Origin of the sequence: Streptomyces sp. NPDC057638 (assembly GCF_042800315.1) — a bacterium.
Taxonomy (GTDB): domain Bacteria; phylum Actinomycetota; class Actinomycetes; order Streptomycetales; family Streptomycetaceae; genus Streptomyces.
Map to the genome: position 1 here is coordinate 44,799 of NZ_JBHVHF010000010.1, position 17,817 is coordinate 62,615.

General features: G+C 72.6%; 13 protein-coding genes. 11 read left to right on the forward strand and 2 right to left on the reverse strand.

From position 1 onward, the window contains the following. Positions 1–671: 671 nt before the first annotated feature. Positions 672–1,361: a bifunctional DNA primase/polymerase gene (locus ACFVIM_RS02800; protein ID WP_384297576.1), complete on the reverse strand. Its 690-nt coding sequence runs from the start codon at positions 1,359–1,361 to the stop codon at positions 672–674. 709 nt (positions 1,362–2,070) lie between these two features. On the opposite strand from ACFVIM_RS02800, the gene ACFVIM_RS02805 reads away from it, so the two are divergent. Beyond that, positions 2,071–3,693, forward strand: coding sequence for a PP2C family protein-serine/threonine phosphatase (locus ACFVIM_RS02805; protein ID WP_384297578.1), 1,623 nt, complete (start codon positions 2,071–2,073; stop codon positions 3,691–3,693). Between the two features lie 389 nt (positions 3,694–4,082). Next, positions 4,083–5,543, forward strand: coding sequence for an aminopeptidase P family protein (locus ACFVIM_RS02810; protein ID WP_384297580.1), 1,461 nt, complete (start codon positions 4,083–4,085; stop codon positions 5,541–5,543). A 198-nt stretch (positions 5,544–5,741) separates the two neighbouring features. On the opposite strand, the gene ACFVIM_RS02815 is transcribed toward ACFVIM_RS02810, so the two are convergent. Next, the gene (locus tag ACFVIM_RS02815; RefSeq protein ID WP_384297582.1) at positions 5,742–6,206 is read right to left on the reverse strand and encodes an ATP-binding protein; all 465 of its coding nucleotides are present in this window, start codon (positions 6,204–6,206) and stop codon (positions 5,742–5,744) included. Positions 6,207–6,900: 694 nt separating this feature from the next. Here ACFVIM_RS02815 and ACFVIM_RS02820 point away from each other — a divergent pair. From ACFVIM_RS02820 to ACFVIM_RS02860, 9 genes are all read left to right on the forward strand, one after another. Next, positions 6,901–7,719 (forward strand): hypothetical protein, encoded by an 819-nt coding sequence (locus tag ACFVIM_RS02820; protein WP_384297584.1) that lies wholly within the window; start codon positions 6,901–6,903, stop codon positions 7,717–7,719. 102 nt (positions 7,720–7,821) lie between these two features. Next, on the forward strand, positions 7,822–8,622 hold the full coding sequence (locus tag ACFVIM_RS02825; protein WP_384297586.1) for a YcnI family protein: 801 nt from the start codon (positions 7,822–7,824) through the stop codon (positions 8,620–8,622). Between the two features lie 35 nt (positions 8,623–8,657). Next, positions 8,658–9,419 carry an SCO family protein gene (locus tag ACFVIM_RS02830; protein WP_384297587.1) on the forward strand — a complete coding sequence of 254 codons (762 nt, stop codon included), beginning with the start codon at positions 8,658–8,660 and terminating at the stop codon, positions 9,417–9,419. Between the two features lie 50 nt (positions 9,420–9,469). Next, a complete protein-coding gene (locus ACFVIM_RS02835) occupies positions 9,470–9,997 on the forward strand; it encodes a copper chaperone PCu(A)C (protein ID WP_384297595.1) in 528 nt (175 codons plus the stop codon). A 5-nt stretch (positions 9,998–10,002) separates the two neighbouring features. After that, a complete protein-coding gene (locus ACFVIM_RS02840) occupies positions 10,003–12,159 on the forward strand; it encodes a copper resistance protein CopC (protein WP_384297589.1) in 2,157 nt (718 codons plus the stop codon). Between the two features lie 7 nt (positions 12,160–12,166). Next, on the forward strand, positions 12,167–13,492 hold the full coding sequence (gene efeB, locus ACFVIM_RS02845) for an iron uptake transporter deferrochelatase/peroxidase subunit (protein ID WP_384297590.1): 1,326 nt from the start codon (positions 12,167–12,169) through the stop codon (positions 13,490–13,492). A 199-nt stretch (positions 13,493–13,691) separates the two neighbouring features. Further along, complete coding sequence (gene pheA, locus ACFVIM_RS02850) at positions 13,692–14,624, forward strand: prephenate dehydratase (RefSeq protein ID WP_384297591.1); 933 nt, start codon at positions 13,692–13,694, stop codon at positions 14,622–14,624. 949 nt (positions 14,625–15,573) lie between these two features. Next, on the forward strand, positions 15,574–16,851 hold the full coding sequence (gene serS, locus ACFVIM_RS02855; protein ID WP_384297593.1) for a serine--tRNA ligase: 1,278 nt from the start codon (positions 15,574–15,576) through the stop codon (positions 16,849–16,851). Further along, positions 16,848–17,759 (forward strand): HAD family hydrolase, encoded by a 912-nt coding sequence (locus ACFVIM_RS02860; protein ID WP_384297594.1) that lies wholly within the window; start codon positions 16,848–16,850, stop codon positions 17,757–17,759. Before serS ends, ACFVIM_RS02860 begins: the two co-directional genes overlap by 4 nt. The last annotated feature ends 58 nt before the right edge of the window (positions 17,760–17,817 follow it).

Here is a 17,817-nt window from a genome sequence, read left to right on the forward strand (position 1 = left end):
CGCGAGCGGCAGCAACGCCAGCGGCACCAGGACCACCACGGCCGAGGCGACCGCGGTCAGACGCGGATTCATGGGCGACCTGTCGACGGAGACGCCAGAAGCGGGGATCCGCCCTGGCCCGTTCCGGGGAAGGGGCGTCGGGCGACGCCGCATCCGGGGGTGGGGGAGAGCGGGGAGGCTCACCCGGCGAGGTGGGGGTGGGACGAGGAAAGGCGACGGTGGGACGAGCGTGTCGACGATAACCGCGCGGGCCCGCGGGAGACCGGTACCCGCGCCCCTTTCCCGGATAACTCGGACCGGCTCCAACCCGGATGAGTGAAGGAGCCGGTCCGCCTGGGGCGGCATGCCCAGAGAGAACGAGAGGCGCCGGAGCGCCGGGCCGGGACCGGCGGAGTGCGGTGGACCACAGTCGGCCCAACGAACGGTCGGCCCGAGGCACAGGATCCCAACAAGCCCTCGGCCCCAGCGACGGTCGGCCCGGCACACCGTCGGCCCGAGCAGCGATGGGTCTCACGGGCGATGGATCTGAGGACCGGTCGCCCCGGAGGAACCGTCGGCTCGGGGGAGCCATCGGCTCAAAGGCCAATGGGCCAGGGAAGCGGTCGGCCCGAGGGGCCGCCGCTCCGGGGCCGCGGTCGGCCCGAGGGACGGCCGAGCCGAGGGGCGGTGGGTCAGTAGGCGAGCCTGCTGCCACCGTCAGGCGCGCTGGCGCTCGCCTCGACGAGGGCTTCCACCACGGATTCCACCCGGGGCAGCCAGGGCGCGGCGGTCCCCGGCGCGGGCGGACGTTCCCAGCGGACCTGGCCCGTGCCGGTCTCCGACGGCGGCAGCACCAGATAGCCGCCCTCGCTGTGGAAACGGAGTGAGCTGGGGACGCGGTCCTGGGTGAAGAGCAGCTCACCAAGCTCTTCGAGGCCATAGGGCGCGACCAGCAGCGACCAGCGGGTGGGGGTGGCGACCACCGGTCCCAGCCGCTGTCCCATCCGGTCGAGTACCGGCAGCGCGCGGGCTCCGGCCACCGCGGGGAGGCTCACCGCGCACGGCGCGCGGCCGCCGGTGGCGAGGACGATGGGCGCGGCCGGCCGGTTCGTCCACCACCAGCGGACCATGCGCTCGTCGGTGGTGGCCGCGAGGAGTCCCGGGTCGAAGGGGTGCGCGCCGGGGACGACGCACTCCGGGTCCGGGCAGGCGCAGCCGCGCCCGCGGTCACGCCCGCCGCCCGCTTTCAGTCCCGCTCCGGGGACGACCGGCCACTGCCAGTCGACGGCACAGGTGAGCGCCGCTTCTGGCTGTGTTGGCCCGACAGGCCCCCTAGTGCGCCGGAACCGGAGCCTGCGTCGCCTTCCGAGGATCTCGCGCATGAGCGCTCGTTCCTTTCCGTTGAACGCCGAAGGTCCACATGACACCATGTGTGCAGCTTTGAACTGTTCGTGCGCATACGTACTGAGGTACGCGTACGTGACGTACCGGGTCTGCGCCATCCGCCCGGAGCCGGTGGCCGGGGCGTCCCCGCTGTGTCCGCGGCAGGATCGCCGCCGGGGGCCGAACGTGGTCGGGTTGGTCCGTGAAACACGCGTCCGAAGATGACGCGCGGCTGGCGCTTCTTGTCCCGTTATATCGGATCAACCCCACCCGCGTGGGGGCGTGGGGAGATCTGCCAAGGAGTTCTGGCCCGGCCCACGGCTCTTAGGACGCCCGCGCCGGTCACCAGGTTCCGGGGCGGTCCAACTGCCCCTGGCCTTCGCCGTCCACGTACCCAACACGTTTGGAATGACGCTTACCCACGAGACTCCCACCAGGGTGCCGACCCTGGCGGGATCTTCGAGAGATCCACTTGTCGAACGTGCTCAGTCGACCTCAATTGTGCACCACCAGGTGCTCTTTTCAGCCAAGTTCAAGAATGCATCAAGGGCGGTTCAAGGACCCACAGACACCATCAATCCCACTGGTGCAATGCTGGACATCCCCTTACACATCCGTGTAGATGTGGAGTCATGGGTAGCGGCCCAGAATGACATGGGGGTTTGCCATGCTATTGAGCGAAAAACACCAGCCTGAAAGCTGGCCGCGATGAGCGCCCCCCACTTGCGGAAAGTGGCCGGAATCAACTCTGCTGTTTCTCATTCCCCCCAGACTGCGGGCCCGCTCGCCGGACTCCCCGCCTCCGCCGTGCCGCCGACGGGCGCCGTGCTGGAGGAGGCGGCGCGGTGCCCCACCTCCCCGGCCTCCCCGGACACCGCCACCCCCCGGCCCGTCGCGGCCCTCCAGGACCGGCTCGCGGGGTGCGTCGATGACCTGGCCGCCCTCCACGGGCTGACCGAACGACTGGCTGGAACCAGCTCCCTGGGCGCGGCCCTGGACGAGGTACTCGGCGCGGGCGCCGCCCTGCTCGGCGCCCGGCGCGGGATGGTGGTGCTGGAGCCGTCCGGGGACGCCGCTCCGGGTGACCGATTCGGAGCGGTGCGCTCCACCGCTGTCACCCAGGGACTCGGCCTCAGCCATGCCGAACTCGGCCATATCGAAACGGTTCCGCGCGCGCTCACCGCGTACGGCCGCATCCTCGACGGCCGCGACGGCTCCGGGGCGCCACCACGGTCCGTCGCCCACCCCGACATCCTCGGCGCGGACTCCCTCGATCCGCGCCAGCGCGAAGTGGCGCTGCGGCTCGGCTGCGCCGCCACGTACACGGTCCCGCTCACCGGCGGCGCGGGCACCCTCGGCGCCGCCGTCTGGCTCTACGACACGCCCACCGCCCCGCCCGAGCGCCGACGGCTGCTGGTCGAGCGCTACACCCGGTACGCCGCCGAACACCTGGCCCGGCTACTGGAACTGGAACGGGCCCGGTCCACGGTCGCGGCCGTCACCGAGGAACTGCTGCCGCACAGACTGCCGCGCGTCCCCGGGGTCCGGCTCGCCGTACGGCACCGTCCCGGAGCACGCGGCGGCGGCGACTGGTACGACGCGCTGCCGCTGCCGGAGGGCGCCCTCGGGCTCGCCGTCGGCTCGGTCAGCGGTACGGGGCCTTCCGCACTCGCCGCCATGGGACGGCTCCGGGCCTCCCTGCGGGCCTACGCCGTGATGGAGGGGGAGGACCCCGTCGCCGTCCTCTCCGATCTGGAGCTGCTGCTCCGGCTGACCGAACCGTCCAGGACCGCCACCGCGCTCTTCGCCTACGCCGAACCGGTGGCCGGCGCGGACCCCGGCCCAGCGGGCACGACGGGCGGACGCGGCGGCCCGGATCAGGACGGGACCGGGCCGGATCCGGTGGCGGCCCGGTGCGGGGCGCACGCGCGGATCGTCCTGGCCGGGGCCGGGCACACCCCACCGCTGGTCGTCGGCGAGCGGCGGACCGAGTTCGTGGAGACCTCGCTCTCGGCCCCGCTGGGGATGCTCGCCTGCTGGGAGGCGCCCAGCGTGGAGCTGTACCCGGCTCCAGGCGAAACGGTGCTGCTCTACACCGACGGGCTGCTGCGGCGTACCGGGGACACGATGGACCGCGCCTTCGCCCGTCTCCACGCGGCCGCCGCGTCCGCGCCCCGGCAGGCCCGCCAGGACCCGGGCGCCCTCGCCGACCACGTCCTGACCAGCCTCTTCCCCGCGCGTGCCGAGAGCGCTGACGGTGCTGAGGGCGCTGGGGGCGCTGCCGAGATCGCCGACGAGGACGTCGTCCTGCTCGCCGCCCGTTTCGCCTGACCGCCCGTTCGCGGGACGGCGCATAAACGTTCCGTACGCGAGGAACACGTGGGGGGGCGCCCCGGCGCGCGGAACGTACCCGTACGGGGTCAGCGCCTCGTACGGATGTGGCACGCGGGGATGGCCGATGGACGCCCTCCGGGCTCCGGGAGACGGGTGCCGGTCGGGTCGCGCGCGGCACCAGGGTCGCGGAACGGCGGTGCGCGTCACCTAGGTCCTGTCCGGGCAGCTCCGGGCAGCGCGTATGAGCCGATCGCATGACCGTATGAGCGCGGCACATGAGAGCAGGTCGCGACGGGCTGGGGAAGCTGGGCAAAAGGCACGTTCAGGCCGTCTTCACGACACACATACGATGGAGGGCGGTCCTGTGTCATACCAAGGAGGCAGTCGTGGCCGAGGAGCTCACCCCGAGCGCTCCGGAAGAAGAAGAGCAGCCCATCAAGCAGCGGAAGAACGGCCTGTACCCGGGAGTGTCGGACGAGCTCGCGGAGAACATGGCGGGCGGCTGGGCTGACACCGAGCGTCATGACCTGGAGCCGATAGCTCAGGCCGCCCACACCGCCACGCGGCGGACCGCCCTCTCGGCCCGTTTCCCGGGCGAGCGGCTGGTCATCCCCTCCGGCAACCTGAAGACGCGTTCCAACGACACGGAGTACTCCTTCCGTGCCGCCACGGAGTACGCCTACCTGACCGGCGACCAGACCGAGGACGGCGTCCTCGTGCTGGAGCCCACCGCCGACGGCCATGAGGCCACCATCTACCTGCTGCCGCGCTCCAACCGGGAGAACGGCGAGTTCTGGCTCTCCGGCCAGGGCGAGCTGTGGGTCGGCCGCCGCCACTCCCTGGGCGAGGCCACCCAGCTGCTCGGGATCGCCTCCCACGATGTGCGGGAGCTGCCGGAGCGGCTGCGCGAGGCGACCGGCCCGGTCCGTGTCGTCCGCGGCCACGACGCGGGTGTCGAGGCGGCCCTGAACGACAAGGTCACCGCCGAGCGCGACGAAGAGCTGCGTGCCTACCTCTCCGAGGCGCGCGCGGTGAAGGACGCCTTCGAGATCGGCGAGCTCCAGAAGGCGTGCGACTCCACCGCCCGGGGCTTCGAGGACGTCGTCAAGGTCCTCGACAAGGCCGAGGCCACCAGCGAGCGATACATCGAAGGAACGTTCTTCCTCCGTGCGCGCGTCGAGGGCAACGACGTCGGTTACGGCTCCATCTGCGCCGCCGGTCCGCACGCGACCACGCTGCACTGGGTCCGCAACGACGGCGCGGTCCGCTCCGGCGACCTGCTGCTGCTGGACGCGGGTGTGGAGACCACCACCCTCTACACCGCCGACGTCACCCGTACGCTGCCGATCAACGGCCGCTACAGCGAGCTCCAGCGCAAGATCTACGACGCGGTCTACGACGCCCAGGAAGCGGGCATCGCGGCCGTGAAGCCGGGTGCCAAGTACCGCGACTTCCACGACGCCTCCCAGCGGGTGCTCGCCGAGCGCCTGGTCGAGTGGGGTCTGGTCGAGGGCCCGGTGGAGCGCGTGCTCGAACTGGGTCTCCAGCGGCGCTGGACTCTCCACGGCACCGGTCACATGCTCGGCATGGACGTCCATGACTGCGCCGCCGCGCGTACCGAGGCGTATGTGGACGGCACCCTGGAGCCGGGCATGTGCCTGACGGTGGAGCCCGGGCTCTACTTCCAGGAGGACGATCTGACCGTGCCCGAGGAGTACCGGGGCATCGGCGTCCGGATCGAGGACGACATCCTGGTCACCGAGGACGGCAACCGGAACCTGTCCGACGGTCTGCCCCGGCAGGCGGACGAGGTCGAGGCGTGGATGGCGCGGCTGCGCCAGAGCTGAGACGGCCTGACCGGCTGACTAGCCGACCAGCTAGTCGGCTGGCTGGCTGCGGCTGACTGGCCGGCCGGGCTCCTGGCCGACGAACGGGCCGCTGACCGGCTGGTCTGTCCGCTGAGCGGTCAGCCGGACTCCCGAGCTCCCGGACTCCCGAGCTCCCGAGCTCCGCCGGGCGAACCACGGAGGGCGTGCTGCCGAGGTCTACGAGACCTTGAGCAGCGCGTCCTCCCGCCATTTCAGGATCTTGTCGAAACTGACCACCGCGCCCCGGCCCGGCCGATTGGCGAAATGGACATGATCGGCGAGCTGCTCGATCAGACAGAGCCCGCGCCCACTCTCCGCCAGCGCCGGGAGCCGCTCGGCCCGGGTGTGGGCACAGCCCGCGCCCCGGGCGGGGAAGCCGGGCCCGGAGTCGGCGACCTCGATCCGGCATCTCTCGCCATCCAGATACGCGGTCACCCGGTACGCCCCCGCACCACCCGTGCCGGGGCCCTGACCGCCACCGTGCTCCACCGCGTTCGCACAGGCCTCGCTGAGCGCCACGGAGAGGTCGAACGAGATGTCCGGGTCGACCCCCGCCGTCTCCATCGTGCCCATCAGCAGTCGCCTGGCGAGCGGGATGCTCGCAGCTTCGCGCCGCAAGTGGAGTGACCACCAGATGCTCATGCTCCAGCCTCCTGGCTGCGGCTCGACATACCGATACGTATTGCCCCACCCCCGGACTGGTAAGCACACGGATGTTGCGATTGCGCTCATTCGGCCGACGCGCGTCCTTGGTGTGGCGGTGTATGTCTTCCCGCCCACCACCACCTGGATAAACCACCCTGGGTGTGGGGAACGGGACACGTTTGAGGCGAGCCCAGGACGGAGTGCGCCTTCCGGGCGGGTCCCACCTCCCCGGCCGACGGGGTCCGGCGGGGTCCTGCGGAGTCCGGCGCGGTCCCTCACAGGGCGCTCCGGAGTCCCGCGGGAACCCCGCCACAGGCCGTCGTCGCGCGCCGCAACGCGCCCGTCATCCGGCGCGGTTCGCCATCGCCGGCCACGGTGCGCACCGCCGCTCGCGACCGCCCGCGCCCGTTCAGGACCGCTCATGACCGTCCACCGCCGTACGACGCGATTCACCCTCGTACAGGGCGGTACGCAGCGATACGACGCGATCCCTGGGGCGCCCGTCGGCGTATACGGCGGTCCGCCGTGGTCGCGCCGGTGATCCGGGCGGCCCTGTGCGACGCGGCGTCCGGCCCGGTGCGCGGTGCGGGCGGGCGGCCCGGTGCGAGGCGGTGCGCGGTGCGGGCGGGCGGGGTACCCGGCCCGACCTGCCGTACGGGCGGCGGGGGCCGGGTGGGATGATGACCCGGCCATGTCGTCCCTGTCGTCGTCCCCGTCGTCCCCCTCCGGTGAGCGTGCCGGAGCCGGGCCCCGGCTGCTGAGGGCCGCGGTCTTCGCCGCGGTCTGTGTCGCGCTGTCCGCGACGGGACACGCGCTGGCGGCCTGTGCGGGCGTTCCGTGGTGGACGCTGCTGGCGGGCTTCGCGGGCGCGCTCGCGCTGGTGCTGCCGTTCACGGGCCGGACCCGCTCCCTGCCCGCGACCACCCTCGCGCTCGGCGCCGGACAGCTCGCCCTGCACCTCCTCTTCGGCACGGCCCAGCGGCATGAGTCCGGTTCCGCGCCGGGCGGCGACGACGCCCTGATCCGGCTGGCGGCGGACCTGGTCTGCGGCGCCGGTCCGGTGGATCTCACCGCGGACGACGCGCACCGGATCGTCACCCTCGCGGGCCTCACCCCGCCCGCGCACGGCGCCGAGAGCGCCGTCGCGGCGGCCGGGCCGCTGCCCTCGCTGCCCATGCTCCTCGCCCATCTGCTCGCCGCCCTGGTCACCGGTTGGCTGCTGCGCCACAGTGATCTCGCGCTGGACCGGCTGACGCGGCTCTCCACCGCCTCGGCGCGGGAGTTCGCGGGCGAGTGCGCGGAGGCCGCCGACGCCGCGCGGCTGCGTCCGCTGCGGGCCGCCCTGCGGCTGGTGCGGGCGCTGTTCGGCGGTCTCGTACGGGGCACCGGAGCGCCGCACACGCCACGGCGGGCCGTGGACGACCCTCCCCCGCCGATGGCGGCGGAGGCCCTTCAGCACGCGGTGATCAGACGGGGTCCGCCCGCCGACGGCTACGCCCTCGCCGTCTGACACGGCCCCCACGCCCCCTGCCACAGGGGTGGGGCCGTGGTGCCCGCGCGTGTTCGCGCGGGCGCACCTCCCCGTCTGCTTCTCTCCCTGTGGAGTGTCGTCATGAGCCTGAGCCCGTTCGCCCGCCGTCCGTTCGCCGTCCGCGCGCTCACCGTCGCCGCCGGAACCGCCGCCGCCGGACTGCTGCTCTCCGGACCCGCCTTCGCGCACGTCAGCGTCCAGCCGCAGGGCGAGGCCGCCCAGGGCGGCTACGCCACCGTGCTCTTCAAGGTCCCCAATGAGCGGGACAACGCCTCGACCGTGAAGCTGGAGGTCACCCTCCCGACCGCCCATCCGCTGGCCTCCGTGCTGCCTCAGGCGGTACCCGGCTGGAAGGCCACGGTCACCCGGGCCCCGCTCGCCAAGCCGCTGGAGGTGCACGGCGAGAAGATCACCGAAGCCGTCACCAAGGTGACGTGGACCTCGGCGGGCGCCAAGGTCGAGCCCGGCCAGTTCCAGCAGTTCCCGCTCTCGATCGGCCAGCTCCCGGAGAACGCGGACCGGCTGGTCTTCAAGGCGCTCCAGACGTACGACAACAAGGAGGTCGTGCGCTGGATCGAGGAGCCGACGAAGGGCACGCCCGAGCCGCAGTCCCCCGCGCCGGTGCTGGAGCTGGCCCCGGCCGACGGCGGACACCATGGCACGGGCACGGGCACGGCCGACGCCAAGGACGCCACCAAGGACGCGAAGGACACCGCCGCCGGGTCCACGCACGACCAGGGTGCCGCGCACGGTGACACGAAGGCCGCCGAGACCTCGGCCGGCGGCTCCGACACGACGGCACGGATCCTGGCCGTGGTCGGCATCCTCGTCGGCGCCGCCGGAGTGGCCTTCGGTGTGCTGGCCCGCCGCCGTACCTCCTGACCCTCGCCTCTCACGAACCTCAGGGATGACTTTCCATGCGTAAGACCCCGCGTATCCCCGCGCCCACGACCGCCGACCAGTACGCCACGACCGCCGCCGACGCCACGGTCTCCGCGCGGCGCGGGCCGCGCGGCCGGGCCGCCGCGGCCGCCGCGCTGGCGCTGGCCGCCGCCCTCACCCTCTCCGCCTGCTCCAGCGACGACGGCGGCGCCGGGAAGGCGACCGGCATCGCCGAGGTCAAGGACCTCTCCGGGCAGCAGGACACCAAGCCGGGGACGGTTCTCGACCGGCCGTACACCAAGCCGAACCTGGTGCTGACCGACACCCAGGGCAAGCCCTACGACCTGCGGGAGCGGACCAAGGGCAAGGCGACCCTGCTCTTCTTCGGCTACACCAACTGCCCGGACGTCTGCCCGCTGACGATGAGCAACATCGCCATCGCGAAGAAGCAGCTCCCCAAGGCCGACCAGGAGAAGCTGGAGGTCGTCTTCGTCACCACCGACCCCGAGCGCGACACCCCGGCCTCCCTGGCGAAGTGGCTGCCGAGCGCCGGTGACCCCTCGTTCACCGGCCTCAGCGGCGACTTCGCCACCATCCAGGCGGGCGCGCGCCAGATCGGCATCGGCATCGACGCGGCGAAGAAGGAGAAGGACGGCTCGGTCGTGTCCATGCACGGCGCGCAGGTCGTCGCGTTCTCGCCCACGACCGACCAGGGCTATGTGCTCTACGGCGAGAGCACGACCGCCGACCAGTACGCCAAGGACCTGCCGAAGCTCATCCGCGGGGAGAAGCCGTGACCGTACGCGACACCGGGCCGGTCACGGGACGGACGAACGCCACGCGGCGGATGACCGCGCGCCCTCGGTGGCGCACGGCCACCGCGGCCGGGGTCGCCCTGGTCATGGGCCTGGTGCTGACGGGCTGCTCCGCCGCCGCCGACGAGAACGGTCCCGCCGCGCCCGACCTCACGGTCGACGGCGCCTTCATGCCCCAGCCCGTCAGCGACACCGCCGCCGGGTTCCTGACGATACGGAACGGGGGTTCCGCCGCCGACCGGCTGACGTCGATCACCAGCCCGCTCTCCGATGACGTGACCATGCACGAGTCGAAGGACCAGCGGATGCGGAAGGTCGACGGCTTCGACGTGCCCGCCGACGGCACGCTGGCGCTGGAGCGCGGCGGGAACCACCTGATGTTCATGAAGATCAAGAAGCGGCCGGTACGGGGGGAGACGGTCACCGTGGAGCTGCGCTTCGAGACGTCGGATCCGCTCCGGGTCGAACTCCCGGTCAAGGAGGCGACGTACAACCCGGCCACCGCTTCGCCCACGGAATCCGGCCCGGGTTCCGGGGAGACCGGTCACAGCGGCCACTGACGACCATGACGACGACACTCACGACGACATCGGCGGCGGCCCGTGGAGCGCTCACGGGCCGCCCGCTCCCCCGGGCCGCGCGGTGGCCGCTCACCGCCGTGCTGCTGATGGTGGCGGCCCTCGGCACGCTGCTCGCCACGGCCGGGCCCGCGGCGGCGCACGCCACCCTCACCGGAAGCGACCCCGCGGACGGGGCGGTGGTCGCCACCGCCCCCCAGCGGGTCACCCTCACCTTCTCCGAGCCGATGAGCATGGGGAAGGACTCGATCCGGGTACTGGAGCCCAGCGGCGAACGCGCCGACGCGGCCACCGTCAGCGATCTCTCCCGTACGGGCACGGCCTCCTACGCGGTCGGCCTGCTGCCCGGCCTCCCCGACGGCACCTACACCGTGGCGTGGAAGGCGATCTCCGCCGACAGCCATCCGATCGCGGGCGCGTTCACCTTCTCCATCGGCGCGCCCTCGGCGACCACGGTCTCCGTCGGGGACGGCACCCAGGGCGGTGGCGCGGTCGGCGTGCTCTACGACGTCGCGCGCTACGCCGCCTACGCGGGGTACGCGCTGATGGTGGGCGCCGCCGCGTTCATCCTGCTGTGCTGGCCGCGCGGCGCCTCGGTGCGGCCGGTGCAGCGGCTGGTGGTGCACGGCTGGCTGGCGCTCACGGCGGCCACGCTCGCGGCACTGATGCTGCGCGTTCCGTACACCGGTTCCGGGCGGCTGGGTGACGTCTTCGACCTCGTCGGCCTCCAGGACGTCCTCGCGACCAGGACCGGGGCCGCGCTGGTCTCCCGGCTGCTGCTGCTCGGGGCCGCCGCGCTCTTCATCGCGGTCCTCTTCGGCGCGTACGTACGCAGGGACTCCCCCGGCCAGCACGGTGTGGACGAGGGACAGGAGGCACGCGGCGGGCGCAAGGACCTCACCGTGGGGCTCTCGGTGGGGGGCGGACTCGTGGTCACGGGCATCGCCGCCACCTGGGCGCTCTCGGAGCACGCCTCCACAGGTCTCCAGCCCCAGATCGCGATCCCCGTCGACATCGTCCACCTGCTGGCCGTCGCCGTCTGGCTCGGCGGGCTCGTGGCGCTCCTGACGGCGCTCCACCGCGCGCCGTCGATCGAGCCGGAGGCGGTACGGAGGTTCTCCCGGGCCGCCTTCGTCAGCGTCGTCGTCCTGGCCCTCACCGGGCTCTACCAGTCCTGGCGCCAGGTCGGCTCCTGGTCGGCGCTGACCGGTACGGAGTACGGGAAGCTGCTGCTGGCCAAGGTCGGCCTGGTGGTGGTGATGGTGGCCGTCGCCTGGTTCTCCCGGCGCTGGACGGCCCGGCTGCCGCGGACGGCGACGGGCCCTGCCGGAGACACTGAAGACCCGGCGGAACCGGCGGGCACGGCGGAATCGGGCGCGGGTCCGGGCGGGCGGCCGGACGCGGGCGGGTCCGCCACCACCGGTCCCGGTGAACCCGCCTCCCAGGAGGCGCGTCCACCGAACGCGTCCCCTCAGGAGGCGGATTCCGTACCGGCACAGGAACCCGTACAGGAACCGGCACAGCAACCGGCCCCGGACTCCGCGCCGCTCTCCGGCGGTACGGCGGACCCGTCGCGTGTCGCCCAGCTCGCCCGGCAGCGGGCGGCCGTGGCCACCGCGCGCCGGAAGAAGGCGCGGGACGCCGATCCCGTACGGTCCGGACTGCGCCGTTCCGTCCTCATCGAGGCCACGGTGGCCATCGTCCTCCTCGCGGTGACCACCACCCTGACGACCACCGAACCGGCCCGCACCCAGCAGGAGGCGGGACCGGCGGCCGTCGGGGGCGCCCCGCGCGCGCCCCAGGGGCCCGTCGAGCTGTCGCTGCCCTTCGACACGGGCGGCGACAACGGCAAGGGGACCGTCCGGCTGACCCTGGGCCCGGCCGCGCCCGGCGGCAACGAGCTGCATGTGTGGGCCACCCGGCCCGACGGCACACCGCTGGACGCCCCCGAGCTGAGGCTCGCGCTCACCCTGGAGGACAAGGCGATCGGCCCGCTGCCGATCACCCCGGACCGACTGGCGCCCGGCCACTGGACCAAGGCGTCGGTACAGATCCCGATGCCGGGGTCCTGGCTGCTCCAGGTGACCGTCCGCACCTCCGAGATCGACCAGACGACCATCGACACGACCGTGAGGATCGGCTGAGCACCCGATGACATCGGATCACCTCGTGACAGAAGAAGCGGCCCCGGTGCCCACGGCCGAGGGCGCGCGCCCCGCGCCCGGAGTCTCGCGGCGACGGCTGCTGGGCACGGCGGGCGCGGCCGGCGCGGCCGGTCTGGCGCTCGGCGCGGCCGGGGGCGCGGCGGCGCGTGCCGCTGTCGCCGATGACGCGCCGACCGCGCTGGTGACGGTCGGCGCCACCGAAGTCGGCTTCCACGGCACGCACCAGCCCGGGATCACCACACCGCCGCAGGCCCACGGCCATCTCGCCGCCTTCGACCTGGTGCCCCGGGCGGGCCGTAAGGAGGCGGCGGCCCTGATGCGCCGCTGGTCGGCGCTGGCGGCCGAGCTGATGGCGGGACGCCCGGCGCCGGACGGTGACTCGGGCGTCGCCCTGGACGCCGGGCCGTCGTCGCTGACCGTCACCTTCGGGTTCGGACGGACCTTCTTCGACCGGACGGGCCTGGTGGCCCGACGCCCGGCCGGGCTCGACCCGCTGCCCGCCTTCTCGGCCGACCAGCTCGACGCCCGCCGTTCCGAGGGCGATCTGTGGGTGCAGATCGGCTCCGACGACGGCCTGGTGGCCTTCCACGCGCTGCGCGCGCTCCAGAAGGCCGCCGCCCCCACGGCCAGGGTGCGCTGGCAGATGACGGGCTTCAACCGCTCCCCTGGTGCCACGGCCCGCCCGATGACCACCCGCAATCTGATGGGCCAGGTCGACGGCACCAACAACCCCCGGCCGTCCGATCCCGACTTCGCCGCGCGCGTCTTCGTACCGGGCGGCGAGGACGGCACGGAAGCCACCGGGACCACGACGGGGGCGCCGGAGTGGCTCGCGGGCGGCTCGTACGCGGTCGTCCGCCGGATCCGGATGCTCCTCGACGACTGGGACCGCCTCCCGCTCGCCGACCAGGAGGCGGTCATCGGGCGCCGTAAGTCCGACGGCGCGCCGCTGACCGGGGGGAGCGAGACGGCACCGCTGGCGCTCGACGCGCGCGGCGCGGACGGCATGCCGGTCATCCCGTCCAACGCGCACGCGCGGATCTCGGCGCCCGCGCAGAACGGGGGCGCGGCGATGCTGCGGCGGCCCTTCTCGTACCACGACGGCTACGGCCAGGACGGCACCCCGGACGCGGGGCTGCTCTTCGTCTGCTGGCAGGCCGATCCGCTGCGGGGCTTCGTACCGGTGCAGCGGAAGCTGGACCGGGGTGACGCCCTCTCCCCGTTCGTACGGCATGAGGCGAGTGGTCTGTACGCGGTGCCGGGCGGTGCCCGGAAGGGGGAGTACGTGGGTCAGCGGCTCCTGGAGGCCTAGCGACCACTGAGGCTTCCGGCCGTCTCCTGGGAGCGTGTACGTCGCCCAGGACGTGTGTGCGTCACCAGGGAGTGCGTACGCACCGTGGAGCCCTGGCCCCGGGTGGTCCGGCGCCATGCCCCCGCGTGTCGGATCCGGCCCGGCCCGGGCCGGATCCGACACGCGGGGCGTCCGGGAGGCGGCCAGTAGGGTGCGAGGTATGTCAGCCACGCGCTACACCTACCTCGGCCCGGAAGGCACGTTCACCGAAGCCGCCCTGCGCACGCTCCCGGAGGCCGCCACCAGAGAGCTCGTTCCGATGGTGTCCGTGCCCGCGGCCCTGGACGCCGTACGCAACGGGGACGCGGCCGCCGCTCTCGTACCGATCGAGAACTCCGTGGAGGGCGGGGTCACCGCCACCCTCGACGAACTGGCGGCGGGTGAGCCGCTGATGATCTACCGCGAGGTGCTGCTGCCGATCGCCTTCGCGCTGCTGGTACGGCCCGGCACCACGCTGGCCGACATCAAGACGGTGACCGGCCACCCGGTCGCCCAGCCCCAGGTCCGCAACTGGCTGCGGACCCATCTCCCCGACGCCCTGTGGGAGTCGGCGGCCTCCAACGCGGACGGCGCGCGGCTGGTGCGCGACGGACAGTACGACGCGGCCTTCGCGGGGGAGTTCGCGGCGGCGACCTACGGCCTGGAACCGCTGGTGACCGAGATCCACGACGCGGAGAACGCGGAGACGCGCTTCGTCCTGGTGGGCCGTCCGGCCCGCCCGGCGGCGCCGACCGGCGCGGACCGTACGTCGGTGGTCATCTGGCAGCGCAACGACCACCCCGGCGCCCTGCTGGAGCTGCTCCAGGAATTCGCGGTGCGCGGGGTGAACCTGATGCTGATCCAGTCCCGGCCGACGGGCCAGGGGATCGGGAACTACTGCTTCGCGGTGGACGCCGAGGGTCATATCAGCGACCGGAGGGTGGGCGAGGCACTGATGGGACTGAAGCGGATCTGCCCGGTGCGCTTCCTGGGGTCCTACCCCCGTGCCGGGGTCTCCCCGGACACGGTGCCGAGCCCGCGCCCCGGCACCTCGGACACCGCCTTCACGGAGGCCTCGGACTGGCTGGCCCGCTGCCAGGACGGACGCGTCTGAGATCTTGACGGGCCTCGGCCGCCGGACGCGTCACCTCTGTGGCGCGCCCAGCGGCTCTGTGGCACGTCTGACGGCTCTGGCGCGTGGCGGCCGACGTGTCCCGTCCCGCGGCCGACGCGTCCCGTCCGGCGGCATCACTCCCGCGGTGCGCCATCCCGGAGTCTGACGCCCGGTGGCCCAGTGCCCGGTCTCCGGGCGCCCGGCCTCCGCCACCGGCGCCTGGGCCTCCGCGCCTGGCCTCTGGCCCCTTCGCCCCCGCGCCCGGCCGTGACCTCCGGCCGGGCCGCCTCCGGCCTCTGACCGGAACTGTCCTACCTGCTGATTGTCATCATCCACAGAGTTATCCACAGGCTCACTTCTCGACCTGGGGACAAGTCGACAACGCGGCGCGACATGGTCGACAAATCGCCCCTCCTGGCCCTCCCTCGTCCACAGACCGCCCCGCCGTGCCCGGCGGACCCGGCCATCCGTCCGTCATCTCGATTTCATTGATCAACTCGTTAAGGTGAGCAATTCTCACCCGAATGAGCGTGTAGTGGTGGTTTGGGAGGGGAATTCCCTCCTCCGTATCGACCGTCCACAATGATCGCCACCGGTGATCCACAGTTCTCCCACACAGCCTGTGGATAACTTTTCGGAAGGTCGCCCCCCTGTGGACAACGCCACCACAAGTGACCCGCCCCCCAGGGGAGATGAGTCAATTCCGGCCGCCACCCCTTACCCGTTCCGGCGAACGCCACGGCTATCGTTTGACGCCGCCGCCGATCACCCGCAAAGCCGGAACCGATATCGATCACGACGCTCACGGGGACACCGCGACGATCACGGAGAGTTCCCGCACACGATAAACCGCTCAATAAATCCGGCAAATGCCATCGATTCGGCTCAAAAACAATGTGGGACGCTCGCCTGTACCGAGGACCGGAGTCCGCACCGGTAGCCTGGTGGGGTGATTGACCTTCGCCTGCTCCGTGAGGACCCCGACCGTGTTCGCGCCTCCCAGCGCGCCCGTGGAGAGGACGTCGAGCTCGTCGACGCCGTGCTCGCCGCCGATGAACGGCGCAGGTCGTCCGGCCTCCGCTTCGACGAACTGCGCTCCGAGCAGAAGTCGCTCGGCAAGCTGGTCTCCAAGGCGAGCCCCGAGGAGCGCACCGAGCTGCTGGCCCGCGCCGAGCAGCTCAAGGCCGAGGTCAAGGCGGCCGACGCGGCGCAGCACGAGGCCGACGAGGAGGCCCGGCGGCTGCTGCTGAAGCTCGGCAACGTGGTCCACGAGGACGTCCCGGTCGGCGGCGAGGAGGACTTCGTCGTCCTGGAGACGCACGGGACGATCCGCGACTTCGGCGCCGAGGGCTTCGAGCCCAAGGACCACCTGGAACTCGGCGAGACGCTGGGCGCCATCGACATGGAGCGCGGCGCCAAGGTCTCGGGCTCCCGTTTCTACTATCTGACCGGGGTCGGCGCCCTGCTGGAGCTGGCACTGGTCAACGCGGCCATCGCCCAGGCCACCGAGGCCGGGTTCATCCCGATGCTCACCCCCACACTGGTGCGTCCGCGCGCCATGGAGGGCACCGGCTTCCTCGGCCAGGCCGCCGAGAACGTCTACCACCTGGAGAAGGACGACTACTACCTGGTCGGCACCTCCGAGGTCCCCCTCGCCGCGTACCACATGGACGAGATCATCGAGGCGGACAAGCTCCCCCTGCGCTACGCCGGCTTCTCGCCCTGCTACCGCCGCGAGGCGGGCACCTACGGCAAGGACACCCGGGGCATCTTCCGCGTCCACCAGTTCGACAAGGTGGAGATGTTCTCCTATGTCGCCCCGGAGGACGCGGAGGCCGAGCACCAGCGGCTGCTGGAGTGGGAGAAGCAGTGGCTGAACTCCCTGGAGCTGCCGTTCCAGGTGATCGACGTGGCCACCGGTGACCTCGGGGCCTCCGCCTCACGCAAGTACGACTGCGAGGCGTGGATCCCCACCCAGGGCAAGTACCGCGAGCTGACCTCCGCCTCCAACTGCGACAGCTTCCAGGCCCGACGGCTGTCGATCCGGATGCGTGAGGACAAGAAGGCGCGCCCCCTGTCGACGCTGAACGGCACCCTGTGTGCCGTGCCGCGCACCATCGTGGCGCTGCTGGAGAACCACCAGCTCGCCGACGGATCCGTGCGGGTGCCCGAGGTGCTCCGGCCCTATCTGGGCGGTCGGGAGCTCCTGGAGCCGGTCGCCCGGTGAGCCTCGACCCCTTCCCGTACCGCCTGATCGCCACGGACCTCGACGGAACGCTGCTCCGTGGCGACGGGTCCGTCTCCCCGCGCACCCGGGCGGCGCTGGCCGCCGCCACGGCGGCGGGAGCGGCTCATATCGTCGTCACCGGGCGCTCGGTGCCCTGGACCCGCCACATACTGGAGGACCTCGGGTACGAGGGACTCGCGATCTGTGGTCAGGGCGCCCAGGTCTACCACGCGGGCGAACGGCGGCTGCTGACCTCGCTCACGCTCGACCGGCAGGTGGCGGGGCGCGCCCTCGCCCTGCTGGAGGCCGAGGTGGGCGCGCTGGAGCTGGCGGTGAGCCGGGACGGGCTCGACGGCGAGGTGCTGGCCAGCCCCGGTTACGCGGTCCATGACGGGCCGCTCCCCTATGTCGCGCTCAACGACGAGAGCGAGCTGTGGGCCGCCCCGGTGAACAAGATCTACATCCAGCATCCGACCCTCGACGACGACGCCCTGGCCGAGGTCGCCCGGACGACGGTCGGCGCTCTGGTGAACGTGGTGATGGCCGGTCCCGGGATCGTGGAGATCCTTCCGCTGGGCCTCTCCAAGGCCACCGGGCTCTCCGTGGCGGCGCGCCGTCTGGGACTGCGCGCGGCGGACACGATCGCCTTCGGTGATATGCCCAACGACATACCGATGTTCGGCTGGGCCGCCCATGGCGTGGCGATGGCCAACGCCCATCCCGATCTGATGGCCGTGGCGAACGAGACGACCGCCTCCAACGAGGAGGACGGCATCGCCGTCTCCTTGGAGCGGCTGCTCGCCACCGCTGTCGGCACCGCGCCCACCGCTGGCGTCCCGAACCCGGCGCGCCCGGTCGAGGCCGCGCCCGCCGCCGATGGCACGGACCCCGTGGATCCGGTGCGCTGAAACGTTACGGCCCGTCGGGCCCGGCCGGTGCCGCCGTCGTGGCGCTCCGGTCCGGCCC